Annotated in this window: 23 protein-coding genes and 1 riboswitch; of the genes, 16 read left to right on the top strand and 7 right to left on the bottom strand. The window is 35.0% G+C overall.

Going from position 1 to position 25,309, the window contains the following annotated elements; all coding sequences use genetic code 11:
• Nucleotides 1-1,821: a TonB-dependent receptor plug domain-containing protein gene (locus tag PWU04_RS03720; protein ID WP_274474470.1), complete on the bottom strand. Its 1,821-nt coding sequence runs from the start codon at nucleotides 1,819-1,821 to the stop codon at nucleotides 1-3.
• A 31-nt stretch (nucleotides 1,822-1,852) separates the two neighbouring features.
• Nucleotides 1,853-2,083: riboswitch (cobalamin riboswitch) on the bottom strand.
• Nucleotides 2,084-2,154: 71 nt separating this feature from the next.
• On the opposite strand from PWU04_RS03720, the gene PWU04_RS03715 reads away from it, so the two are divergent.
• The 5 genes from PWU04_RS03715 to PWU04_RS03695 all read left to right on the top strand — a co-directional run bounded on the left by PWU04_RS03715 (nucleotide 2,155) and on the right by PWU04_RS03695 (nucleotide 7,880).
• Nucleotides 2,155-3,297, top strand: coding sequence for an ABC transporter substrate-binding protein (locus PWU04_RS03715; RefSeq protein WP_274474469.1), 1,143 nt, complete (start codon nucleotides 2,155-2,157; stop codon nucleotides 3,295-3,297).
• A gap of 42 nt (nucleotides 3,298-3,339) precedes the next feature.
• On the top strand, nucleotides 3,340-4,362 hold the full coding sequence (locus PWU04_RS03710) for a FecCD family ABC transporter permease (RefSeq protein WP_274474468.1): 1,023 nt from the start codon (nucleotides 3,340-3,342) through the stop codon (nucleotides 4,360-4,362).
• Nucleotides 4,363-4,372: 10 nt separating this feature from the next.
• Nucleotides 4,373-5,167, top strand: coding sequence for an ABC transporter ATP-binding protein (locus PWU04_RS03705; protein ID WP_274474467.1), 795 nt, complete (start codon nucleotides 4,373-4,375; stop codon nucleotides 5,165-5,167).
• Between the two features lie 86 nt (nucleotides 5,168-5,253).
• On the top strand, nucleotides 5,254-6,597 hold the full coding sequence (gene rmuC / locus PWU04_RS03700) for a DNA recombination protein RmuC (RefSeq protein ID WP_274474466.1): 1,344 nt from the start codon (nucleotides 5,254-5,256) through the stop codon (nucleotides 6,595-6,597).
• A gap of 428 nt (nucleotides 6,598-7,025) precedes the next feature.
• Complete coding sequence (locus PWU04_RS03695) at nucleotides 7,026-7,880, top strand: beta/gamma crystallin-related protein (RefSeq protein WP_274474465.1); 855 nt, start codon at nucleotides 7,026-7,028, stop codon at nucleotides 7,878-7,880.
• A 65-nt stretch (nucleotides 7,881-7,945) separates the two neighbouring features.
• Here PWU04_RS03695 and PWU04_RS03690 read toward each other — a convergent pair whose 3' ends face one another.
• Complete coding sequence (locus PWU04_RS03690; protein WP_274474464.1) at nucleotides 7,946-8,323, bottom strand: DUF423 domain-containing protein; 378 nt, start codon at nucleotides 8,321-8,323, stop codon at nucleotides 7,946-7,948.
• 187 nt (nucleotides 8,324-8,510) lie between these two features.
• On the opposite strand from PWU04_RS03690, the gene PWU04_RS03685 reads away from it, so the two are divergent.
• The 3 genes from PWU04_RS03685 (at nucleotide 8,511) to PWU04_RS03675 (ending at nucleotide 12,434) form a co-directional block, all read left to right on the top strand.
• A complete protein-coding gene (locus PWU04_RS03685; protein WP_274474463.1) occupies nucleotides 8,511-9,149 on the top strand; it encodes an outer membrane beta-barrel protein in 639 nt (212 codons plus the stop codon).
• 68 nt (nucleotides 9,150-9,217) lie between these two features.
• Nucleotides 9,218-9,757: a GRAM domain-containing protein gene (locus PWU04_RS03680; protein ID WP_274474462.1), complete on the top strand. Its 540-nt coding sequence runs from the start codon at nucleotides 9,218-9,220 to the stop codon at nucleotides 9,755-9,757.
• A gap of 484 nt (nucleotides 9,758-10,241) precedes the next feature.
• Nucleotides 10,242-12,434: an amino acid permease gene (locus PWU04_RS03675; RefSeq protein WP_274474461.1), complete on the top strand. Its 2,193-nt coding sequence runs from the start codon at nucleotides 10,242-10,244 to the stop codon at nucleotides 12,432-12,434.
• A 164-nt stretch (nucleotides 12,435-12,598) separates the two neighbouring features.
• Here the strand turns inward: PWU04_RS03675 and PWU04_RS03670 are convergent, their stop codons facing one another.
• Entirely contained in the window at nucleotides 12,599-12,910 is a 312-nt protein-coding gene (locus tag PWU04_RS03670) for a hypothetical protein (RefSeq protein ID WP_274474460.1), read from the bottom strand.
• Nucleotides 12,911-13,234: 324 nt separating this feature from the next.
• Here PWU04_RS03670 and PWU04_RS03665 point away from each other — a divergent pair, with 324 nt between their 5' ends.
• From PWU04_RS03665 to PWU04_RS03650, 4 genes are all read left to right on the top strand, one after another.
• Complete coding sequence (locus PWU04_RS03665) at nucleotides 13,235-14,323, top strand: BamA/TamA family outer membrane protein (protein ID WP_274474459.1); 1,089 nt, start codon at nucleotides 13,235-13,237, stop codon at nucleotides 14,321-14,323.
• 151 nt (nucleotides 14,324-14,474) lie between these two features.
• On the top strand, nucleotides 14,475-15,935 hold the full coding sequence (locus PWU04_RS03660) for a WD40 repeat domain-containing protein (RefSeq protein ID WP_274474458.1): 1,461 nt from the start codon (nucleotides 14,475-14,477) through the stop codon (nucleotides 15,933-15,935).
• Nucleotides 15,936-16,169: 234 nt separating this feature from the next.
• A complete protein-coding gene (locus PWU04_RS03655) occupies nucleotides 16,170-16,754 on the top strand; it encodes a Crp/Fnr family transcriptional regulator (RefSeq protein WP_274474457.1) in 585 nt (194 codons plus the stop codon).
• 74 nt (nucleotides 16,755-16,828) lie between these two features.
• Complete coding sequence (locus tag PWU04_RS03650) at nucleotides 16,829-17,629, top strand: type 1 glutamine amidotransferase domain-containing protein (RefSeq protein WP_274474456.1); 801 nt, start codon at nucleotides 16,829-16,831, stop codon at nucleotides 17,627-17,629.
• Nucleotides 17,630-17,820: 191 nt separating this feature from the next.
• Here PWU04_RS03650 and PWU04_RS03645 read toward each other — a convergent pair whose 3' ends face one another.
• Complete coding sequence (locus PWU04_RS03645) at nucleotides 17,821-18,516, bottom strand: DsbA family oxidoreductase (RefSeq protein ID WP_274474455.1); 696 nt, start codon at nucleotides 18,514-18,516, stop codon at nucleotides 17,821-17,823.
• A gap of 370 nt (nucleotides 18,517-18,886) precedes the next feature.
• Nucleotides 18,887-19,291 carry a hypothetical protein gene (locus tag PWU04_RS03640; protein WP_274474454.1) on the bottom strand — a complete coding sequence of 135 codons (405 nt, stop codon included), beginning with the start codon at nucleotides 19,289-19,291 and terminating at the stop codon, nucleotides 18,887-18,889.
• Between the two features lie 206 nt (nucleotides 19,292-19,497).
• On the opposite strand from PWU04_RS03640, the gene PWU04_RS03635 reads away from it, so the two are divergent.
• On the top strand, nucleotides 19,498-20,337 hold the full coding sequence (locus PWU04_RS03635) for a phytanoyl-CoA dioxygenase family protein (RefSeq protein ID WP_274474453.1): 840 nt from the start codon (nucleotides 19,498-19,500) through the stop codon (nucleotides 20,335-20,337).
• Nucleotides 20,338-20,345: 8 nt separating this feature from the next.
• Nucleotides 20,346-20,900, top strand: coding sequence for a gamma carbonic anhydrase family protein (locus PWU04_RS03630; RefSeq protein ID WP_274474452.1), 555 nt, complete (start codon nucleotides 20,346-20,348; stop codon nucleotides 20,898-20,900).
• Between the two features lie 72 nt (nucleotides 20,901-20,972).
• Here PWU04_RS03630 and mnmE read toward each other — a convergent pair whose 3' ends face one another.
• Nucleotides 20,973-22,367: a tRNA uridine-5-carboxymethylaminomethyl(34) synthesis GTPase MnmE gene (gene mnmE / locus PWU04_RS03625; RefSeq protein ID WP_274474451.1), complete on the bottom strand. Its 1,395-nt coding sequence runs from the start codon at nucleotides 22,365-22,367 to the stop codon at nucleotides 20,973-20,975.
• A 116-nt stretch (nucleotides 22,368-22,483) separates the two neighbouring features.
• Here mnmE and PWU04_RS03620 point away from each other — a divergent pair, with 116 nt between their 5' ends.
• On the top strand, nucleotides 22,484-23,614 hold the full coding sequence (locus PWU04_RS03620; RefSeq protein ID WP_274474450.1) for a TlpA disulfide reductase family protein: 1,131 nt from the start codon (nucleotides 22,484-22,486) through the stop codon (nucleotides 23,612-23,614).
• 57 nt (nucleotides 23,615-23,671) lie between these two features.
• Here the strand turns inward: PWU04_RS03620 and PWU04_RS03615 are convergent, their stop codons facing one another.
• A complete protein-coding gene (locus tag PWU04_RS03615; protein WP_274474449.1) occupies nucleotides 23,672-24,319 on the bottom strand; it encodes a rhomboid family intramembrane serine protease in 648 nt (215 codons plus the stop codon).
• Nucleotides 24,320-24,378: 59 nt separating this feature from the next.
• Here PWU04_RS03615 and PWU04_RS03610 point away from each other — a divergent pair, with 59 nt between their 5' ends.
• Nucleotides 24,379-25,269 carry a lysophospholipid acyltransferase family protein gene (locus tag PWU04_RS03610; protein ID WP_274474448.1) on the top strand — a complete coding sequence of 297 codons (891 nt, stop codon included), beginning with the start codon at nucleotides 24,379-24,381 and terminating at the stop codon, nucleotides 25,267-25,269.
• The last annotated feature ends 40 nt before the right edge of the window (nucleotides 25,270-25,309 follow it).

The raw sequence follows: 25,309 nt of genomic DNA, 5'->3' as shown, positions 1-25,309 counted from the left end.
TTATAAATTTAAAGTTAGTTTTACATTATAGTACCGTCCAGGCATAGGTCTTACTGGCACCACTTCGTAATAGGCATTGTATATATTATTTATTTTAAGGTCTAATGAGTAACCTACATTCCTATTAGATCTCGATTGGAACCGAACCCCTGCATTCGCTACATTATATCCTTCCAAATCGCCGCCTATTACAGAAACCTCCCCATTAAACAACTGTTGATAATACAACCCAAATTGAGAGTAGGCATAACCTAAATTAAGTCCTCCCTTATTCAATGGCACATAAATAAGCTGCCGCTTGGTCTGTTTATCTTGAGACACCGTATAACTGTAATGCGCTTCAACATTTAGAGAATGTCTATCGAACTTTTGTTTATAGGCCACTTTTAGCTCTAAACCGTATTGCTCAACCTCATTAATGTTTATTGGGCTCCATGTATTTCCATTAATAGGTTTCCATTGGATCATATCATTAGTGTCGATATAGAAAGTGTTCAGTAAAAAATTAAAGTGATTCCAAGTGAAGTCATGCCCTAAATCAACTTGATATGACGATTCTGGCTTTAAATTGGGATTACCCCCTGGTTGCCAATAGAGATCATTAAACGTTGGTACCCTGAAATTTTTGGAAGCATTTAGTTTCAGTTTGTATTCTTGAGAAACCAGGTAGGCAGCGTCTACAGATGCCACAAACGGACTTTTAAATCCAGATGTGAAATCCTTTCGTAAATTAACACCGTAAACAAATCTGTTTGTCAACTGATGCTTTGCCAATACAGTAGCTGATAAAGCGTCCCGTTCAGGATCTCCAAAACTACTACCTGAACCTCTAAAGTTATTGTATTCCAAAATGCTACTGAAACGTAAACGGTTGGAAAACTTATAATCCAAATTATGCTTTACTAAACTGTTAAATACCTCTCCAGAGCTATAGTTGTCAGAGTTTTTGTTCTCAAAATACTTAAATGATTCTACCAAATATGCAGTACTTAGAGTAGATGCCAATTTATCGCTCACAAAAACCCATTGCAAAAGTGTTCTATAGTTATTGTCTGTATACTTACTTCGGGAAGGTGACACCAATGAGCCAGAGAAATTCCTATCACCGATAAACGATTGGTTATGAAGTTTTATACTATGTCTTTTATTTATAGCGTAGCCAAAATTAGCAAACACTCCAAGATTCTTGTACTCTCCATTTTGGTTAAACTTTTCAGTACCTAAATAAGGATAATCATTATCTGATGTATTCCAAGAAAAACCAAAATCGGCTGTCCATTGTTTTTCTCCAGCCTTCAATCTATATTGCAGTAACCTGGTATTAAAACTTCCATAACTCAAACTAAGTGTATTATTAAAATGCTTACCAAATTCCAAATCGTTATTTAGGTGCACACTACCTCCTATGGCTCCGCTTCCATATTGCACACTACCTCCTCCACTTCGAATAGTAATATTATCATAGCCAAATACTGCAATGGTATTGAAATCAACCTGACCATTTAACTGGGAATTGATATTGATACCGTTCCAAATTACAGCCGTATGTGATGCATTAGTTCCCCTGAATGAAGGTGACGATACCATCCCCTTTCCGTTTTCCTTGAAATATATATTGGAATTGAAGCTCAACAAATCAGTCATTGAGACTGTGTTGGAAGCTAAAACCGAATCGTTAAGCACTTCAACCTTAAATCCAGAAGTGTAACGTTTTAGCTTAACATCACTCAATATGACCTCGTCCAACTCCTGAATGGAATCGGTTTGTGCCTGTACTGAAAAACAGCAAATTAGTGCTAGTATTAATAAAAGATGTTTCATACGCCAAGACCTTTTACCCGAAAGTCTTTTAAAAAATCATTAGCGCTTGGCAGGTCTCCTGACTCTCGTCCTGTTGGCGACCTTCCCAATTTGAAAACAAATCAGTGGTATGAAGTAGTGCCAGCAAGCATTCCAAAAATGGAACTAAGATTACAGTTGCGGGAACAGTTCAGGAATTAACAATTGTATTTCGTTTCACCTGATTCCCTTTTAATCCTTTTGGAAACATTTTCCAAAACGAACCAAACGTGGCGCAAAAGTAAAGAATTTCATCATCAACAGCATCAAAAATGGAAATAATCTTAATTTTGGGCTCTCAAATACCCTTTCAAAATGCAAAAGCTAATAGCCATCATTCTCCTTTTTAACCTAGTTTTTACAGGCTGTAAAAACAAAAAAAACACCCATTCTGATAATGAAAATAAAGGTGTTTCAATGATGCTGACTTACGCTACCGGATTTAGTGTCACCGACTATGGTGACCATAAAGTTTTGGAAATAAAAAATCCTTGGCCGGATGCAGAAAAGAATTATAAATACCTTTTGGTAAATAAAAACAAAAAATTTAAGAATGAACCCAATGGTTTTGACGGTATTATTACAATTCCCGTTGAACGAATTGTAGTCACATCGACAACCCATATCCCTGCTTTGGATTTACTTAACTCTAGTGAAACTTTGGTAGGTTTTCCTGGAACCGATTACATTTCTTCTGAATCGATAAGAACCAGAATTGATAACGAATTGGTTAAGGAACTTGGAAAAAACGAAGGTATCAACACCGAAATTCTTTTAACACTACAACCCGATGTGGTAGTTGGATTCGGAATTGATGGTAACAATAAAACCTTTGAAACCATAAGAAAATCAAATATCCCTGTGATTTACAATGGTGACTGGATGGAAGCTTCCCCCCTAGCCAAAGCCGAATGGATTAAGTTTTTTGGTGCACTTTTCAACAAATCCGATTTAGCAAACAAGGTTTTCAACAACATTGAAAACGATTATTTAGAAGCAAAAAAAATAGCAAATGAGGTTAAAACAAAACCTTCTATTTTAAGTGGCGCCATGACCAAGGATGTTTGGCATTTACCTAAAGGCAGCAGCGCCGAAGGGCAGCTTTTAAAAGATGCCAACACCAATTATTTATGGCAAGACACACATGGTGGTGGTAGTTTATCCTTAAACTTCGAAACCGTATTAAGCCAAGCACAGGAGGCCGATATCTGGTTAAGTCCATCACATTACAGAAGTCTCGAAGAAATTCAAAATGCCAATCCTCATTACACGCAATTTAAAGCGTTTAAAACCGGAGAGGTCTATGCATTTACCAATACAATTGGAGCAACAGATGGAGTTTTGTATTATGAGCTGGGAATGGCTCGTCCCGATATTGTATTGAAGGATTTAATAAAAATTTGCCACCCTAACCTTCTTCCTGATTATGAGCCTTTTTTCTTTAAAAAACTGAATTAAAAAGGGTTTTACTAAATTCGTTTAAACTACGACAACTGTTTTATGGAATCCAACTACAAAAAGCCTTTTATCATTTTAAGCCTAATAATGGTTATTTGTTTTTTTGCCAATGTATGTCTAGGCTCTGTGTTGATTCCTGTTAAAGCTGTTTTCGAAAGTCTCTTTGGCTCTGTAGACAACTCCTCTTGGGAATATATCATATTAAATTACCGTTTACCAAAGGCTTTTACAGCAATAATTGTAGGCTCTGGACTCGGAATTTCCGGATTGTTAATGCAAACCTTGTTTAGAAACCCTTTAGCGGGACCTTTTGTTCTGGGCATAAGTTCTGGAGCGAGTTTAGGCGTTGCTTTGGTTATTTTGGGAACATCTATCTTCGGTAGTGTATTCTCGGCTATATTGGCTTCCAAATGGAGCGTCGTTATTGCAGCTAGTTTAGGTAGTTTCTTGGTTCTATTGGCTGTCATGTTGGTATCTGCAAAGGTTAGAGATACAATGGCTATACTGATTATTGGATTAATGTTTGCCAGTATTACTGCTGCCATTGTTAGCGTACTGAGTTATTTCAGTTCTGCTGAACAGCTGCAACAATATATTTTCTGGGGATTTGGTAGTGTAGGCAATTTGAGTTGGAACGAACTCATCATATTATCCATCATTTACGCTATTGGATTAGTGTTCTGCATTTTGGGAATAAAATTTCTCAATACCCTATTACTTGGGGAAAATTATGCCCGTAGTCTAGGACTCAATATAAAAAAAGCTAGAATGACCATCATCATTGCTACAAGCCTTTTAGCTGGAACCATTACGGCTTTTGCGGGTCCAATTGCTTTTGTCGGTTTGGCCATTCCACATTTAACGCGATTGGTTTTCAACACTTCAAACCACAAAATCCTTATCCCTGCTGTATTTCTATTTGGTTCTATTATTATGTTAATATGCGATAGTATCTCCCAGTTACCAGCGAGTGATTATACTTTACCTATAAATGCAATTACCTCTATGTTTGGTGCTCCGATTGTAATTTGGCTATTGGTGAGAAAACGAAGTATGGTATTTTAAAAAATAAATCGTGACGGAAGACAAATTACATATCGTTTTAGAAACCAAAAATCTCAAAATAGGATACCATACTAAAGTAGGTGAAACCACCATTGCCTCAGGTATAAATATTACTCTTCAAAAAGGGGAACTTGTAGGGTTGATTGGAGCCAATGGTATAGGAAAATCTACGCTGTTACGGACGCTAACCAAAGTACAACAACCTCTAAGTGGTGATATTAATATAAATGGAAAATCCATTACAAATTATAACAGTATAGATTTAGCCAAATCTTTGAGTATTGTACTCACTGAACAAGTAGCTTCTAAAAACTTATCGGTAGCAGAATTGGTTGCTTTGGGGAGACAACCCTATACCAATTGGGTTGGTAATCTTACCCAAGAAGACAAAACAAAAGTCAACCAAGCCCTTGAACTTACACATATTGAAGATCTAAAATACAAAAAGTGTTATGAGCTAAGCGATGGACAATTACAAAAAGCCATGATATCTCGTGCTTTGGCACAAGACACCGACCTGATTATTCTTGATGAGCCTACTACCCACTTGGACATGTACCACAAAGCATACATTTTAAAACTATTGCAAAAGCTGGCCAAGGAAACCAATAAAACCATCCTTTTTTCATCCCATGAAATCGATTTAGCAAACCAACTTTGCAATAAGATTATTATCATGACTAAAGGAGAAGTAGAAACGGATTCACCTTGTAACCTTATAACTAAAGGTAGTTTTGAGAAACTTTTTCCTAAAGATTTAATCGAATTTGATGATAAAACGGGGAGTTTTAGAATTAAAAAGTAGTCTTACTTCAGGTATTTCCATGAGACAAAACCAATCACTCTTAGACTGAAAAAATAAGTATCTTTACCCAAATTCCCAGTATTCATATGAACGACAATCTTATCCTTGTTTTAGCCATTCTCCTTTCTGGTGGAATTGGTGCCTACATTGGTTTAACCATTAGCAAATTAAAAAGTAAAGGCGAAAAAAGCACGCTGGAGGAACGCCAATATCAGCTTAATCAAAACATCTCACAATTAAAGGAAAGCCTTGAAAAAGTAGAGGCTGAACGTGAAGATATTCGTCGTGAAAAGGATTTTTTAAATGCTGAATTGGCTCGCAAAAATACTGAATTCGACAATCTTCAGCAACAAAACATCAAACGTGATGAAGAATTGGCAAAGCAACAAGAACAATTACGCAAGGACTTTGAGTTGTTGGCCAATAAAATACTTGATGAGAAATCGAGCAAGTTCACAGAACAAAACAAAGAATTTGCAGAGCAAAACAAGAATCATATCAAGCAGCTTTTAAGTCCACTTCAGGAAAAGATTCAGGTGTTTGAGAGAAAAGTTGAGGACAATCAAAAGGAAAGTATTTCCATGCATTCGGCGCTTAAAGAACAGTTGTTGGGGCTAAAGGACTTGAATATGCAAATGACCAAGGAAGCTACCAACTTAACAAAGGCACTTAAAGGAGACAGTAAAATGCAAGGTAACTGGGGTGAATTGGTCTTGGAACGTGTTCTTGAAAAGTCTGGCCTGGAAAAAGATCGCGAGTATTTTGTACAGCAAAGTTTTTCGCGTGAAGATGGCTCTAGAGTGATGCCCGATGTTGTTCTTCACCTTCCGGATAATAAAAAAATGATTATCGACTCTAAGGTTTCAATTACCGACTACAACCGATACATCAATTCTGAAGATGGTGAAAAGGAAGTATTCCTAAAGGCGCATGTCAACTCCATAAAAAAACACGTCGATCAACTTTCAGCCAAAAACTATCAGGATTTATATGATATCGAGTCTCCAGATTTTGTATTAATGTTCATCCCTATAGAACCTGCATTTGCGGTTGCACTTAACGAAGAGCCTACGCTTTACAACAAGGCCTTCGAAAAGAACATCGTAATCGTTACCCCTTCCACCCTATTAGCCACATTACGCACCATAGACACCATGTGGAATAATGAAAAACAGCAGCGCAATGCCCTTGAAATTGCTCGCCAAGCTGGTGCTCTTTACGATAAATTTGAAGGACTGGTAAAAGACTTGATGGGAGTGGGCAAAAAACTGGATGCCGCCAAAACAGATTACTCGGCCGCTATGAACAAACTTGTTGAAGGTCGAGGCAATTTGGTTAACAGTGTTCAAAAACTCAAAAAAATGGGAGCTAAAGCTAAAAAAGAATTGCCTGAGGCAATACTAAAACGAGCCGATGATAATGATGAATAAATAATGACAAAAGTATTATTGTTAAATCACAAATAAAGCCTTTGGCTAGGACATAAAAAAGAGACTTTAAGCAGTCTCTTTTTTTATTACGAAAACTCATTATAACGATATATGTCCTAAGTCTTTTTAGACTACAGGTTAATAATCAAATAGAGCGACTATTACAAAACCGAGTATTTACATGTAGTGCATTTAAAATCAAATTATTACATCAATATATTCTATAAAAAACCATAATATAAACTGAATTTATTTCACTATATTTATATCATACACCCCTCACAAACAAAACTTTACGAAAACAAAAAATTACCCCAAAAAAACCTGCACTTGACTAAAGAATATTTTCACACCTCTCGGTGTAAATAAAATGTTATGTATTTGCCTTTTGAGTTGCAAATATTTTTTTAACCATAATTTCTTATCTCATGAGCACTAACAAACTTATCGCTGTAATTGCTTTTATTTTATTGAGCACCTCGACTTTTGGCCAACAGCGAGCCTATAATCTGGACGAAATAGTAGACATGCGCGGTGGATCTGCGGAAGAAGTACTGAAAGACAAAGGCTATCGCTTAGAAAAAGTAGACAAATCCACCTCAGGAATTTATCAAAATTGGTGGAATAGCAGGAGAAATGAATGTGTAACCGTGAAGCTAGTTGACGGTAGAGTACGATCTGTTGTTAAATCACCTGACTTTGACTGTGACAAAGATCGATCTAGTTCTCATAACTCACATGGATATGGAGACGATGTGCGCTTATCAGATCTCAGTGGGATGTCTGAATCCAGAGCTTCATCTATGTTACAGGACAAAAACTACAGAGTCACAAAAACTGGTGGAAATTCCAATTTAACGTCGCTGTATTGGTATCGTAGCAGAGATAATCGTTGTCTTATTATGTTTGTAAAAAATGACAGAGTTACTTCTGTAACAAAAACATCTACCTCCCTTTGCCAAGGAAGTTCTCATAATGATCGTCGTGATGACAACTATCATTCAGGACGTCATTATAATAGCGATCATGGGGTTACCCTATATAAAGATTGCGGTTTCAAAGGAGGTAGCAATAAACTAGGTGTTGGACGCTATAACTATGATGAACTAGGTATTGGTAACGATAATTTATCTTCTATTAGAGTTCCACGAGGTTATAAAATAACCCTTTACAGAGAAAGTAATTTCGAGGGACGTAGTAAAACATATTATGATGATGTAAGCTGCCTAAGTGATGACGATTGGAATGATAGAACATCGAGCATTAAAGTCTCAAGAGATTAGCTAATACATCTAAGATTTTTTCCAACAAAAGAAACCAACTGCAACAGTTGGGTTCTTTTGTTTTTTTAAAGGATAAATTGTACCAATAATATCGCCCAACCTAATAACAACAACAAACCACCTAATGGTGTAATTGGACCAAGAAACTTCATTTTACTTCCTTTGGCTGAACTTATACAAAGTCCATAAATACTAAAGGAAAATAGAAATACCCCCACTACAAAACACCATCCCATAATACGTTCTAAACTTGTTTGGAAAGAAAATTGAAAACCTATTACCAACAATACTATGGCGTGGTACATTTGATATTTTACCCCTGTTTCAAAACTTTTCTGTTGGTCTTCGGTAAATATTTTTTTAAGAGCATGAGCCCCAAAAGCTCCAAATAAAACAGACAGTCCGCCGTATAAAGCTGCTACTGTTAGAATTGTTGTTTTCATCGTTTAATTATTACTTTCTAAAAATATCACAAAAATATAATCCACAAACATTTGGAATAATAATAATAATAATAATAATACATATTCGCTACTTCATTATTTCAAAATACTGGACAAACAAAAAAGTAATATTTCACGGCATTTACCGTTATTTATTTTCGTACATCCTTTAACAGAAAAAACCTAAATGAAAAAACAAATCTTTTCGCTTGCCTTACTAATTTCGTCATTTTCTGCTTTTACCCAAAACGATGAAACCACTCCTCCAAAGGAGGAAACCAAATTTGACATTACTGCCAATGGCAATCTTGGTTTTGCCAAACTGGAACAAACTGGCCAGCCCAAACTCAATGGTTTTATCAATAGTGGTGAGTTTTTGTTTTCTATGAAAATTGCAAAAAACACAAAAATAGGAACAGGTATTGGTTTAATGGAATTTGATGCCAATACTTTTAGCAACGGTGAAAACGCCAATATACAGAATACTTATTTACAGATTCCCGTAAGTCTAAATTGGAACCTACTGCCCAGTTCATTTAAAGGGCAAAGTGAAAATTTCAAGATTATTTTCGGGTTTGGAGGGTATGCCAACCACTTACTAAAGCAGGAGTTGGAAACTACTTCAGGCAACACAAAAGAAAAAGGACTTGGGTGGAATTTTGGATTATCAACACAACTAGGCATGAAAATGAAAATTAGCGACTGTTTTTCATTTGGTATAGGTTATAAAGGACAATCGGACCTTAATAAAATGGAAAAGAACAATGTGAAACGTAAATTAATTAATGCCAACACCTTTTATTTTTCAGTTGGAGTGGATTTTTAAATTTCAGTAAAATTGTTTTCAAACCACTTATATCTTTATCTTTCGCTTTTTATTTAAAAGTAAAAACAATGCCTCAAGTAAAACTTAAATACAACTTGTTATTGACCATATATTATATCATTGTATATGGCATCCTAATTTATCTAATTAACTATTTCATTTTAGCAGATGATTTCTCTTCTAAAACAATTGTATCCATTGTTGTTCAAGCAATACTATTTGGTGTATTTATGGGATTCGGTTTCCCTGCATTATTAAAATTGATGAAGCCTCTATTTCTTAAAAGTGTAAAAGCTCCAAAGTTAATGGTGGGCGAAACCATTATTTTTGAAGATGCGGCTAATTACTTTAAAAACAAATGGAATGCTTTTGGCGGGAAGTTATACTTAACCAATAAACGTTTGATTTTCCAATCCCATAATTTCAACCTAAAAAAACTCAACAAATCAATCGACTTACCAGAAATGAAAGATGTTTCCGAACATAAAACCGGAGGGATCGTTGATAACGGAATTCGATTAAGGTTTTATAATGATACCCATGCAGATTTTGTTGTTAACAACCGAGAAATATGGGTTGATAAATTAAACATTACAACAAATAATTAAGGTTTAATAAAAAAGTGAACAAAACTCAGTAAACCCTTAGTTTCATAATAAATACTGAAAGCAATCACACCACCCATTAAAAACATCAGCCCCTAGTATTTTTTAGACCAGATTAAAGTAAAAATCGAAAACTAATTATCAATAGTGCTATCATTTTGCAGATTTGATATTTCAACTCATTTTTTAAACTTTTTGTTGGTCTAGGGAGTTTTATTTTTCAGGATATTAAATTTGATGAGTTTCAACCCTAAAATAATGACTGACCTAAACTAAAGTTGATCAATTTTTTAGAAACTATCTCATTAATATGCCTCCCACTTTAAAATTATTCCGGTATAAAATTCAATTTTATTAATTTTAGAAGAATATAAGCCCACATTGCCCCACACTTTCTAGTAAAAATATTAATTCCCCCAAATGCAATTGACTTAACAGTTAAGACCATGGTTTAAGATTAATTGACACTATTTTTAAGGGTTAAGAAATGGGTACAAAACCAATACAGAAGAAAACCTTTGGTACATTTACAGGGGTATTTACACCAACAACGCTAACTATCCTCGGCGTGATTATGTATATCAGACAACCATGGGTTGTTGGTAACGCGGGAGTTATAGGTGCCTTAGCTATTGTACTTTTGGCTATAGCTATTACGCTTACAACAGCGCTAAGCTTATCATCTATTACTACCAATGTAAGAATTGGCAGTGGAGGTGCATTTAGCTTGATTTCTCAATCCCTTGGATTGGAAATAGGTGGAGCCATAGGGATTCCTTTTTACTTTGCCCAAGCCATCGCTGTTACTATGTACATTTTTGGATTTCGAGAGGGCCTGCAAACCCTTTTACCTACAATAAATCCATTTCTCATGGATATGGTCATTTTTGCCATTGTTATGATAATTGCCTTTGTAAGCACTAGTTTTGCCTTTAAGATACAATATGTAATTCTGGGTATAATTTTTTTATCGTTAGTATCTATATACGGAGCTTTATTTGTAAACGAATTAAATTTTGACATTGAATGGTATGGAAAGTACCCAGGTTCTGTTGAAAACAATTTTAAGGGTTCCTCTTTTTGGACGGTTTTCGCAGTATTTTTTCCTGCAGTAACGGGAGTAATGGCAGGAGCAAATATGTCTGGAGACCTTACCAATCCACGAAAAAGCATCCCTTTGGGAACAATTAGTTCTGTACTTATCACAACAGTTATTTATCTGAGTCTAATATTTGTAGCCTCGGTTATAGCTACTCCCGACGAACTGGTAAAAAATTACACCATTTTTATAGACAAAGCATTGTATGGCCCCATGGTTCTTGCGGGATTGTTGGGAGCTACCCTTTCATCTGCACTTGGTTCATTTGTTGGAGCACCACGCATATTGCTAGCCTTAGGAGAGAAAAACATCATCCCTAAAAGTAAGCTCATAGCAACACTTTCTAAAAAAGGAGAACCGGTTAATGCTATGCTAATAACCGCAATAATTGTGCTTATTGGTATTACTCTGAGAAACCTAAACACGATAGCTCCAATACTCACTATGTTCTTTATGATTACTTATGCCATGGTAAATGTTGTCGCTTTAGTTGAACAAACATTGGGTTTACCGAGTTATAGGCCTACCCTAAAAATCCCTACCATTGTTCCCGCTATTGGTGCTTTGGGCTCAATTGCCATAATGTTTGTAATAAACGTTATGGTTGCTCTGTTTTCTATCGTTTTCATTGTTCTCTTTTATCTTTATCTCGTTAAAAAGAATATTAAATCTGCAGTTGGAGACTCAAGAAGTGGTCTCTTTACCGCCTTAGCAGAATGGGCTACAAAAAAAACAAGCAGTTTACGGCAAGAAAGGGAAGTTAGATCGTGGCGGCCAGATTTGCTAATGCCAGTAGCCATGCAAAAAGAACTCAGAAGTTCTTTTAAACTAATACATTCTATAATTTACCCTAAAGGTTCGGTAAAAATACTGGCTTTCAGAAATGAGGATGATATGGAACAGCGATATATGGAAAACTTTCTTGAAAATGCCGTCACTAAATTTAAGGAAAGTGAATTATCGGCTTCTTTTACAGTTATAGATAATACTGATTTTAATACAACAGTGAATTTGAGTATGCAATCATTGAAAGCCGCCTTTTTTAAACCCAATACCATTTTTTCGAGCATTGATCCTGCTTCCTCAAATTTGGCCTATTATGACAACCTTATTCTGGATACTAAAAAGAATAATTTTGGGCTGATAGTTTATATTCCATTTTCTACAGCCAGTTTGGCTTTGGAAAAAAACATCAATCTATGGATGACCAATGTCCCCGATGACTGGAAGGAAACATTCAGTGTTAAGAACAATGATTTATCAACTCTTATAGCTCTGTTGATTTGCCGTAATTGGAAAGGAAGTGTCGATGTAAATATTCTAAACAACAATCCATCCTTGATATTTATGGACAAAGATATAGAGGATCTAAAAACTATGGTAAGATTCCCCAAAAGCACTTCCATTTCAATAAAGCAAGGCTATCTGATCGACAATGTAAACAAGGAGCAAAACACCGATTTAAACATATTTAATATTGAAGCAGGAATGACCGTGGAACAAATGGTTGAAATCGTTAACCAATCACGAGTTTCAGCTGTTTTTTGTGCCGATTCAGATTCAGAAAACGTTCTTGTTTAAAGTAAATAGTTACCTATCCGTATTTCAATCCAAAATCACTTTATTGAAGCTGAAATAAACCAAAGAACCACTTTATTATATTCTTTCCTTCAATCATCGATTTTAAATCAAAAAACCGCTAAAATTAAGCGGCTTTTTGTATAAAATAAACTCCCTGTTAATTATTAGCAAAACAAACTCGGTTCTTGGGTTTCGCAAGTACAGGCTTCAAAACTGTCGCTACTTAAATTGGAGTTAGAAAATTTAAATGTTCCCAAAAACGAATCACCATCTAAACCTATGGAAAGCTTTTCTTTTTTTAAGTCAATTTCCACTCTGCAAACATGAAATCCCTCAAATTCTGTGTAATAAGACAATTTGAAACATTTGTAATCCTCATTACTCTCCTGCTCCAAAAACTGGATATTGTCTAATTTCTTAAAATTACAGATTTTTGATGTAATAACGTTTAAAAGTCCTGAATCCAAAGTTTTCATAGTTAGCTAGTTTATTTCAGTTTGCAAAAATACATTGAACTAACCTAATAGCAATGTTAAGTTTTCAGGCCAATAGTGATAAAACATAATGTTTATCTTTTAAATAAAAGCTAACGAATAGAGTAAATAGATAGAAAAATTCACTTAAAGTATTCAGGTTGTTACTTTTATGAGATTTATTTCCCGATAAATGTTCCAGATACTATCGATTACTCCCCCTCTCAAACAAACTTAACCGACTGATTTACTAACACATACGTTTATTTTATTTATTTTAGATAAACCGATAAACGTTTGGCAGCATTCCTTTAAAAAAATTAATAAATGAAGTTAATATCAGTAACCATAATTACTTCTGCATTTTGGATTCTTACCCTTGGTTTTTCTGTTTCTTCAATAGCACAACATAAAACCGATTCCCTTCTTAAAGTAAAAAAAGAAAAGAAAATAGACTTTACGGTAATGCCGTTCATTAACTACAACCGGAATTTGAAATTTATGTTTGGTGCTATTCCAATGGTAATGTACCACCCTATTAAAAACGACACTATTTCTCCCAAATCTCTTTCTGGCGCTTCTGCAGTTTATACTACAAATAGCTCTTATTTCATAGCTTTATTCAACAAACTATACCTCAATGAAGATCGGTGGAGAATAAATTTATTTGCAGTGACCGGTAACCATAATTCTCAATTCTATCTAGACGATTTTGAAGCTCCGGGCTTTTATGACTATGGTACCAAAACAAGTATCATTAGTGCAGGAGTTCAAAAACGTATTGTTGAACACCTATATGGAGGTTTAACCTATACCTTTTCGTATTATGATACAGATTATGAAGATGAGGTTCAACCCTCCTCTATTACCCGAACCCATGGGCTGGAATTAAATGCACTTTGGGATACCCGATCAGATGTATATTACCCCTATTATGGGCGAAAGTTAAGACTCCGTTTGATAACCTACCCCAAATGGGTTGGGAATAATAACACTGCAAATCGATTTGTTACAATTCTAAACCAATACTACAGTTTACGTAATAAGACTGATGTGATTGCAGCACGATTTTTTGGAAGTTTTGGGCTTGGTAACATCCCCTTTGAACAACAGGTTACTATTGGAGGCAAAGACATTCGTGGATATTCGGAAGGTAAATACAGAGGTGACGGACAAATGGCACTGCAAGGTGAATATCGCTATAATTTTAACCCCAAAATGGGGTTGGTGGGGTTTGCCGGCCTTTCAACGATCTATGGTTCTGATACCGAAGATTTCGATTGGGGGCTTTATCCCGGTATTGGTGTGGGTTACAGATACAGAGCATTTAAAAACGTAAAATTCAATATTGGACTTGATGCTGCTGTAGGTAAAGGCGACTGGGGATTTTATTTTAGAATAGGAGAAGCCTTTTAAAAAATTTATAACCATATTTTCAATTATTGGGGTTTTCAGAAAAAGCTATAACTTTAAAAACGCGCTCTTTCAAATTTTGTAAAAACAATTGTTTTTGTAGGAATTAAGTCTATTTTTAACGGGGTAAACTTTCAACTTTAAACTGACAAATATGACTAAACTTTACTTTCTTTTAATAGCGATGTTTTTTAACTCTCTTTATAGCTTTGGGCAATGGACACAGATTGGTCAAAACATTAACGGAGAGGATTCTGGAGATGGCTCTGGAGTATCAGTATCCCTCTCTGATGACGGTTCAATAATGGCCATTGGTGCAGACTATAACAGTGACAATGGGACTTACTCTGGACATGTTCGAGTGTATGAAAATCAATTGGGTAATTGGGTTCAAATAGGGCAGGATATTGACGGTGATACTGGTTTTAATTACTCTGGTGTGTCTGTAAGTTTATCTGCTGATGGGGATATTGTTGCTATTGGTTCATATTGGTACAGCATAAGTATTAATAATTCAAACTTGGGTAAGGTTAAAGTTTTTAAAAATCAATCTGGCAATTGGGTTCAAATTGGACAGGATATAATTGGAGAAAACAGTGACGACCATTCTGGTTACTCAGTTAGCCTATCGGATGATGGTGACATTGTTGCTATTGGAGCACCTTTTAACAATGGAAATGGAGTTGATTCTGGTCAGGTAAGAGTGTACGAAAACCAAGCTGGAACTTGGGTTCAAATAGGACAAGATATCGATGGTGAAGCCAGTGACGATTATTTTGGCTCGACGGTAAGTTTATCTGCTAGTGGAAATATAGTCGCTATAGGAGCTGATTCAAACGATGGCAATGGATTCGACTCTGGCCATGTAAGAGTTTTTGAAAACCAATTAGGGACTTGGGTTCAAATTGGTCAAGATATCGACGGGGAAGCTAGTGAGGACTATTTTGGTTTCTCTGTAAGTTTGTCTGATGATGGTAGTATAGTTGCAGTCGGAGCGATTGAAAACGACGATAATGGTACCAACTCAGGCCATGTAAGAGTATTTGAAAACCAATCAGGGACCTGGGTTCAAATTGGTCAAGATATCGACGGGGAAGCTGGTGAAGACTATTTTGGTTGGTCTGTTTGTTTATCTGGAGATGGTAGTATTATTGCTATAGGAGCAGACTCTAATGATGGTAATGGAAGTGATTCTGGCCATGTAAGAGTATTTGAAAACCAATCAGGGACTTGGGTTCAAATTGGTCAAGATATCGACGGGGAAGCTAGTGAAGACTATTTTGGTGATGCAGTTTGTTTATCTGGTGATGGATCAATTTTAGCTGTAGGTGCCCCTGGTAATGATGGCAATGGATTGGACTCAGGGCATGTTAAGGTTTATGAAAATTCTTCAATCGTACTTTCTGCAGATGATTTCTCTATAATTAACGATTACGTTATTGAAGTTCACGACTCTAAAATTACAGTACTAACCGATGAAAAAATTGAGTTATCTATTTACAACCTAAAAGGTGTGAAAATCAACAATGAAAATTTAAATGAGAATGAGGTTTACATCTTAAAAATAACCAATGAACAAGGAAGCAGTACGATCAAGAAAGTTGTAATTATATAACTTTTTATATCGATTGAAACTAATTTGAAGGCTGTCCTAAAAAGACAGCCTTTATCATTATATATTACTACTTTCCAAAACGGGTAATTAAAAAATAAACTTTTAGGGCACCGTAGAATTAATGGCTAGGGACTTTCCCGAGGAAAGTCCTTACGGCTATACTATGGTTTTCTACAAAACTTTAACTTTACACTTAAATAACAAAATCATACACAAACTGTTTGAGTAATTTAAATGAACTCCGAAAACTCAATAGTATCAAAAATATTTAAAGACATTTCTCTTTCTGAAAAAGAACAATATCTTATTGAAAGTAAACTTGAAAAACTCAATTTAAAAAAAGGTGTTGTGATTTTAAAAGCTGATGAGACTGTTTATAACCAATATTATGTAAGCAACGGATGCTTAAGAACCTATTTTATCGATAAATTAGGTAAAGAACACACCTTACAATTTGCAATTAATGATTGGTGGATAAGTGACTATACAGCATTCTTCACTACAACCAAAGCCATAATGAATATTGAAACTATTCAAGATGCCATCTTGTATAAAATTTCCAGAAAAGATATGGAGGAATTGTTTTCGGATGTACCTCAATTAGAATCCTTTTTTAGAAAAAAAATGGAAAAGGCCTTTACTAGTTTTCAAAGAAGAATTTTAGCGAGTTTAGCTCAGTCTGCAAAGGAAAGATATCTGTCTTTTTTAAACACCTACCCAAACATCGAAAAAAGTGTAAAAAACTATCATATAGCCTCTTTTTTAGGAATAACTACAGAAAGCCTCAGCAGAATAAGGAGAGAAATAGCTCAAGATTGATTTAATTATCATACATCAATTTTTAAAATAGCTTCATACTATAATTTTGTAGTTATTAATAAATTAGATATCATATGAAAAGATTAACAACAATGATAATCGCTTTAGTTCTACTTTCATCTTGTGGTAATAACACAAATAAAAGCAAAGTTAAAGAACAAAAGCTAGGTAATAACACACAAAAAGATACAACAATGAAAAAAGTATTATTTGTATTGACAAGTCACGAAGAATTAGGAAGTACGGGAGAGAAAACTGGTTTTTGGGTAGAAGAGTTTGCGGCTCCTTACTATTTATTAAAAGATAATGGAGTAAAAATAACGTTAGCTTCTCCAAAAGGAGGTCAACCTCCAATAGATCCCAAAAGTTCTTCTCCAGATTTTCAAACTCCTGCAACCGTAAGGTTTAACGAAGATAAAGAAACTCAAGAAGCTTTATCTAAAACATTGAAATTAGAAATAGTAAATCAAGCAGATTATGATGCAGTATTTTACCCAGGAGGTCACGGACCATTATGGGATTTAGCTGAAGATAATAACTCAATTAATTTAATTGAAGATTTTTATAATAACGGTAAACCTGTTGCTGCGGTTTGTCACGCACCTGCTATATTCAAGCATACAAAAAACACTGATGGAGAACCGTTGGTAAAAGGAAAGAAAGTCACCGCATTTTCAAACACAGAAGAAGAAGCTGTTCAATTAACTAAAGTTGTGCCTTTTTTAGTAGAAGACATGCTTAAAAATAATGGGGGGATTTACTCAAAAAAAGCTGATTGGAATCCTTATGCAATTGAAGACGGTTTATTAATAACTGGACAAAACCCATCATCTTCAGAACTAGTTGCAGAATTATTATTAAAAAAACTAAAATAAAAACTACTTGAATTAGGTATAGCGACTTGAGTTAAAACTCAAGTCGCTATTCTGTTTATTTTGTATTTAAGTTTCTGAAAAGTATAGCAAACTCTCACACTAGTAGTTGATATCATATAATTAAAATATTCCTCAAAAAAGAAAAGGTTACATTACCAAAGCTCTAATGAATACCATTATAGGATTCACTATTAATTACAATTACCCTCAACATCACAAGCGTTGTTACCTACTAAAACCTCTAAGTTACTTTGATGTTTCTCCCAAATTTCTTGTAGTGACTGAGTAAAAACCTCAACAGGTTGTGCACCTGAAATGCCATATTTGTTATCTAAAACAAAAAACGGCACCGAATTAATCCCTAGGTTTCTGGCCTCCATTTCGTCTTGTCTTACATCGTATACAAAATCATCTGATTCTAGCATTTGCTTTACTTTAAGCTCATCCATTCCTAAAGATTTGGCTAATTCTGTTAAGACATTGATATCATCAATATTCTTACCAGCACTTAAATGAGTAAAAAGGAGAGTTTCCTTTGTTTGATCTACTAAGCCTTGTTGTTTAGCAAAGTGTAAAAGTCTATGAGCGTTAAGGGAATTTGCAGGAATAGATTGCTCTAAATTAAATTCCAGACCAGTGTTTGCAGCCATTGCTGTTACATTATCAAACATGTGTATAGCTTGTTCCTTTTCAATCCCTTTACTTTCTACAAAATGAGATAATGCATCTGTATCTGGGTTTGTTTGCAAATTAGGGTCCAACTCAAAACTTTTCCATTCTATGGTGATTTTATTTTTATGAGGGAAATTGTTTAAAGCAGTTTCGAAGTGTTTTTTTCCAATATAACAGAATGGACAGCGTATATCGGACCATATTTTTATGTGCATAATTTTTTCTTTGTATTAGGGCTTTGACGCTTTAGGTATTTAAAACTTTCAGTAAAACTGATATTTTTTTACTGTCAGCAAATGTAAGGGCTCCCAAAATGAACTGTCAATAAAATAAAATTAAAATAGAGCCATTAAATTACAGAGGTTTCAAAGAGACCAAAAGCTTTGTTAATCTCTTTAGATAATAGTTTTCAGTACTAATAATGATGGGTAAAAATGGTCTTTTACGTATTGTCTTAAAAAAGGGAGAAACAATATGTTCAAAGAAATGTCTGGTGAAGTAAAAACCAAGGGATTTTATGTTTCCTTATCCTACTCTTAATGTGAAGATGTAAAGATATATGTCAAAACTAAGTACCAATTTAAATTACTCTTTCAAGTATATAAATTCACCTTTTTCTTCGGAAGTGTTTGGTTGAGAAATAGGATAAAAGGTAAGAAGTTGTTCCCCGAGCTCTGCGACATGAAATTGTTGAATAACTCCTATCTCCCCATTTTCATATGTTTCATAAAATGTTAGGGTTGAATTTTCCAAACCATAGGAATATGTGGTGTTCTCATAAGTACATGGGTTACTTCTTGTCATAGTCTTCATGGTAACCTCATCATTAAAAAAATTTAGAGTATTCATTTCACATGAAACTGGTGAATATGGTAAAAATTCCACCCAATTTCCTTTAATTAATTCTTGTGGTGGTTTTACAATATCATCATTATTTGAACAAGATAAAGTCAATACTAGGGCAAGCGCAGCTAAAATATATTTTTTCATTTTAGGATTGAATAGGGAGTTTAACACAAAATCAAATAATTGATTTTAAGAATGCTAACCTATAAAATGATTTTACCCCATTCAAATAATTTGGACTATCTGACTTTTATTCTGATGAAATACACTTCTTACGTAATTAAAATTGAATTTAGATTTTAATACTTCAGTTAATAAGTTCAATTAATTAAAGGTAAACCTGTTTATATTTGTTTGAGAAATTACCAAATGAGTATATGACTGAACTTTATTGTGAATTTGATAAAAACAGGAAAGCGACATCCAAAGAAAGAATTTTATTTGATCAGCAAGGCTTTCTAGTTATTAATAATTTTTTTACTGATAATGAATGTGAAGCGATAATAACAGCTTTTCAAGACAGCATCAAATACAGCGAAAAAGAGTTTTATAGAATAAAAAGCAATAGCCCCGAACAAAATCGATTTACAAAAAGTGGATTTGTCGTTAATCCTCTTATGAACCTACATCTGGAAAACGATACAAATATTTCAGATCCCTTTTTAAAGTTGTTTAACTCTAATAAAGCCAAAAGTTTTATTTCAAGCTTTGACAACAGAGAATTTGAGCTTTATAAAACCATGTATTTTGAGAGCAACAGGGGTACGGAACAACATTTTGATTCATTGATATTTAAACAGCAACAGCGTATGCTTGGCGTTTGGGTAGCCCTCGAAGACATCTCTCCTAAAAATGGCGGTTTCTTTGTTTATCCTAGAACACACAAACTCCTGCAACCTGGGTATTTTTCGGAGGAAATTGACACCCTTTTTGGCAAATACCGAATACTATCTTCCATGAAACAAGAGAACTATGAATCGCAAAATAGCAGCCAAATGCTTTGCATTTACAAAGAAGGGAAAGAAACCCTTGAATTAATACTTGAGAAGATTAAATCAAGTAGATTTGGTCCAGAATTAAAAAAGGGAGATGCCATACTATTTGACGGTAATATCCTTCATGGAAGTTTCAGACCTGAAAGTTTTGATTCCTCAAGAAACTCAACATCAGCTCATTACCTTACCAAATAATCATAAAGATGATAAAAAAAGAAAACAATGTATTTGTTCATCCTAGCTCATGCCTTTATGGTGAGTATAAACTAGAATCAAAAGTTTCAGTCTGGCCATTTGTGGTCATGAGAGCTGAAGACCACTTCATTCAGGTTAATGAAGGAACTAACATCCAAGATGGAACCATCATTCATGTAGGCTATAGGCATCCCGTGATCATCGGAAAAAATTGCACCATTGGTCACAAAGTATTAATTCATGGAGCATCTATTGGTAATGATTGTATTATTGGATCTGGAGCAATGATTTTGGATGGGGCCGTGGTTGAAGACGGTTGTGTTATAGAGGCGGGCACTGTCATTAGAGAAGGAGAGACTGTAAAAAATATTAGCAGTGATAAAGCTTTGGAACAAACAATAAAGAACCGATTTCTTTCCTTGATGTATTATGAAAATGCTAAAGCATATGCAGAAGGAAATCATAGGCTTTGGTCTGAACCGGAATTTAAAAAACAACAAAAACAGGTTTTAATAGAGATGATGAAGGAAGCCAAAACTCAAAAAAACAAAAACAGCTTATAGAATTTTTAAGCATCAAATACACAATTAATATGGGATGAAACCTATCTAAAAGAGACTCCCCGATGCAGTCTATTATTTACCGATGCAAAAATTGGCAAAAATATTACCCAGTAATTCATCATTGGTAACTTGCCCGGTTATCTCTCCAAAGTGATACAATGCCTCACGAATATCTATAGCCATAAGGTCACCAGAAAGCCCTGTTTCCAGTCCGTATTTCACCTTTTGGATTTCCTCTAAAGCCTTCAATAAAGAATCGTAGTGACGCGTATTGGTAACAATGGTCTCGTTATTTCGTAAAGCTCCGGTATTCACAAAATCCAGTAGCTTATCTTTAAGCTCTTCTACCCCTACTCCTGTTTTAGCTGATAATAAATGAAGTTCGGGAATCTCGTTGGTAAGAAGTTGAATCGCTTCCTCACTTAATCGATCTACTTTATTGGCAATAATCACCAATGGCTTTTGTGGATATTTATTCTTGATGCGCTCTATTTCAATCTTAAAAGAGCCAACCAATCCATTTTCAATTAAATTGAAAGCATCTGCCAAGAAAACTACCACTTGAGCTTGCTCTATCTTCTCAAAGGTTTTTTTGATCCCGATACTCTCAACTACGTCTTTGGTATCCCTGATTCCGGCTGTATCAATAAATCGAAATCCAATACCCTTAATAATGATTTCATCCTCAATGGTATCTCGTGTCGTTCCTGCTATTTCACTTACAATAGCACGCTCTTCATTAAGCAAGGCGTTAAGCAACGTAGATTTACCAACATTAGGCTCTCCAACAATAGCTACCGGAATTCCATTTTTAATCACATTACCAACAGCAAAAGAATCTATCAAACGTTTCAACACAAAAACAATGCGCTCCAACAATTCCTTAAACTGAGTCCTATCGGCGAATTCCACATCCTCTTCGGCAAAGTCAAGCTCTAATTCAATCAACGAAGCAAAGTTTAACAGTTCCTGTCTTAGTTTTTCTATTTCCGAAGAAAAGCCTCCGCGCATTTGCTGCATTGCCAATTGGTGAGAAGCTGCAGAATCGCTGGCAATCAAATCGGCAACAGCTTCGGCTTGGCTTAAATCCAATTTTCCGTTTAAAAAAGCACGAAGGGTAAACTCTCCTGCGCTGGCCATACGGCAACCCTTCCTTAAAAATAGTTGAATAATTTCTTGCTGGATGTAAGTAGAACCATGGCACGATACCTCAATCACATCCTCTCCTGTATACGATTTCGGGTTTTTGAAAACCGATATCAAAACCTCATCAATTACACGCCCATCGTCTACAATATGTCCCAAATGAATGGTATGCGTTTTTTGGTCCTGTAAGAGCTTATCATGAACCGATTTAAATGCGCTGTCGGCAATGGTTATAGCCTTTGGTCCGGACAACCTTAAAACGGCTATTGCACCTGCTCCAGAAGGCGATGCCAAAGCAATAATGGTATCGTTTTGTTTCATGTCACAAAAGTAGTAAAATGTTAACAGATTTGTAATCTTTAAACTTGTACACCGTAATAATTTAGCTTTTATAGTTTATCCTATTATATTTGCCTAAACTTAAATTTGCAAAACTTATGTTACGACACGCTTTATTAACTGGAGTTGGATTGTTAGCCCTTACTGCCTGTAACAACGAAACTTCTTCAAACGGTTACACCATTAATGGTGATATTGCCGGTATTGATAATGGCACCAAAGTATTTTTAAAAACAGTTAAAGACAATAAACTAGTTGATGTTGATACCACCGAAGTAAACAACAACAGCTTTTCTTTTGTTGGAAACTCCGACAATTTGGATGTCCACTTTGTTTCGGTAGAAAACCTGACTTATAACCTACCTTTTGTTCTTGAGAACGATAACATTGACCTTATCATTTACAAAGACAGTTTAAATAAATCTCTAGCTCAGGGATCTAAAGAAAATAATCTGTTAAGACAGTACCAAAAGCACAATCTTAATTTGAGCAAAAAGAATTTTGAAATTCGTAACGAAATGCGTTTGGCTCAAACTGAGAACGATTCGGCAAAGCTTGCTGAAGCCACTGAATCCTATAAACAATTAATGACGGATAGTGAAAATTACGAAATGAACTTTGTAAAAGAAAACAAAGATTCTTTTGTAGCAATGTTAATCCTTGAAAGCCTTTTAAACAGAAAAAAAGGGACAGCAAAGGAAATCAACGACATTTACCAAAGCATGCCAGAAAAGATGAAAGAAACGCGCCCAGGAAAAGGCATTGGTACTTCACTTCATGCCGCTTTGGCTACAGCTGAAGGAAGCAAGGCTCCAGATTTTACTGCTCCAACGCCTGATGGTAAGGAAATTACGTTGAGTGACGTTAAAGGAAAAGTAACAATTATCGATTTTTGGGCCTCTTGGTGTGGACCATGTCGTCGTGAAAACCCAAATGTTGTTAAAGTTTATGAAAAATACCATGATAAAGGGTTGGAAATCGTAGGGGTTTCTTTAGATGGTTCTCCGCGTCAAAAAGATGCTAAAAATGCATGGTTAGAAGCTATTGAAAAGGACAACCTAACATGGCATCATGTATCTAATCTTAATTACTTTAACGACCCTATCGCTAAGGAATATAACATCAAGTCTATCCCTGCTACATTCATCATAGATGAAAACGGTGTTATCATCGCTAAAAACTTAAGAGGTCAAGCGCTTGAAGATAAAATTGCTGAATTATTGAACTAATCTTTCTGTTTTATACCATAAAAAGAAAAGGCTTCGGAGTACCGAAGCCTTTTCTTTTTATAACTTTCCTACCCGCCTTAAAACAAACAATAACAAGATTGGCAAAGCCAGCAATATTATCATCATTAAATGTTCTTCAAACAACCAACTAGCAAATAATAAGGTTAGCAGGTAGCCACCAATAGCTCCCCCAAAATGAGCATCATGACCTATATTGCCTAACTGCTTTTTCATCCCGTAAATAGAATACAGCAGATACCCAATCCCAAATATGTAAGCAGGAATTGGAATAGGTATAAAAAAGAGGTACAAACTCATATCTGGCTGTAGCAAAATAGCCGAATAAACAATTCCCGTAACCGCTCCACTAGCCCCTACAGCACTATAATGGTATTCATCTTTATGGAAATAAAGAGACAATAGGTTACCTATTAACAGACTTCCCAAATACACAATTAGAAAATGAAAAGTTCCAAGAAAATGTATGACAATATTTGCAAAAAAGTAAAGCGTGAGCATATTAAATAGTAAATGAGAAGTGTTGACATGCAAAAAGCCACTGCTCAACATCCTTATTTGTTCTCCTCGGCGAATACCTCTAATATTAAACTTATACTTTTCAAAGAACCCATAATCGCCAAATCCCTTATACGAAATAATCACATTGGCAGCTATTATTATAAGCGTCACTAATTGTAAACCCATAAAGTAAAACTTTCTTTAAATATACTATATATTTGCTCTCGCAAAACTAAAACATAATAATGCAATTTATTGCTTACCTTTTAATTTATCCACTCTTGTGGATTATTTCCATTCTTCCTTTCAGACTACTATATGCGTTTTCTGATGGTTTATTTGTCCTTCTTTATTACATAATTGGCTATAGAAAGAAAACGGTTAGGGCTAATCTTGAACTAGTATTTCCTGAAAAATCCGAAAAGGAAATCAAAAGAATTACAATTCGGTTCTACCACCATCTTTGTGATATGATAGTTGAGGCCATTAAGTCACTAACCATATCTGAAAAGGAAATGAAAAAGCGTTTCACATTTAAAAACGTCGAGCTTATAAACGATTTGGTAGATCGAGATAAGAATATTGCACTTATGTGCGCCCATTATGGAAGTTGGGAATGGATATTTGTTTTACAATCCTACGTTGAAGTGAAAGGCTACGCGGTTTACAAACGTTTAGCAAACAAGTACTTTGACCGCTTGGTTAAAAGAATCCGTGCAAAATACAACAGTTACCTTATTACTACAAAAGAAACCATTCCAACTTTACTACGAGCTAGGGCTAAAGGCGACCTAACCATTTGTGGGTTTGTTTCCGATCAGTCACCAAAAGCAAATAGAGCTTTTCATTGGACCGAATTTATGAACATAAAAGTTCCGGTACATACAGGTGCTGAAATGTTGGCCAAACGAATAGACATGTCAGTTGTATTTTTTAGAGTGAAACGATTAAAACGCGGTTTTTACGAAACTACTTTCGAGACACTTGCTGAAAACCCAAAAGAATTTGAGAATTACGAAATCACAGATATGTTCCTTAAAAAGGTGGAGGCCCAGATTTACGAAGCTCCAGAATATTATTTATGGACACATAAACGCTGGAAGCACAGAAATAAAGTTCCTAAAGAATTTCAATAAAAAAAGGGTGGTTTTAAAACCACCCTTTTTTTATTTTTAG

It is taken from the genome of Mangrovimonas aestuarii (assembly GCF_028767185.1).
GTDB classification, from domain to species: domain Bacteria; phylum Bacteroidota; class Bacteroidia; order Flavobacteriales; family Flavobacteriaceae; genus Mangrovimonas_B; species Mangrovimonas_B aestuarii.
This window is presented reverse-complemented; position numbering and strand designations above follow the sequence as displayed.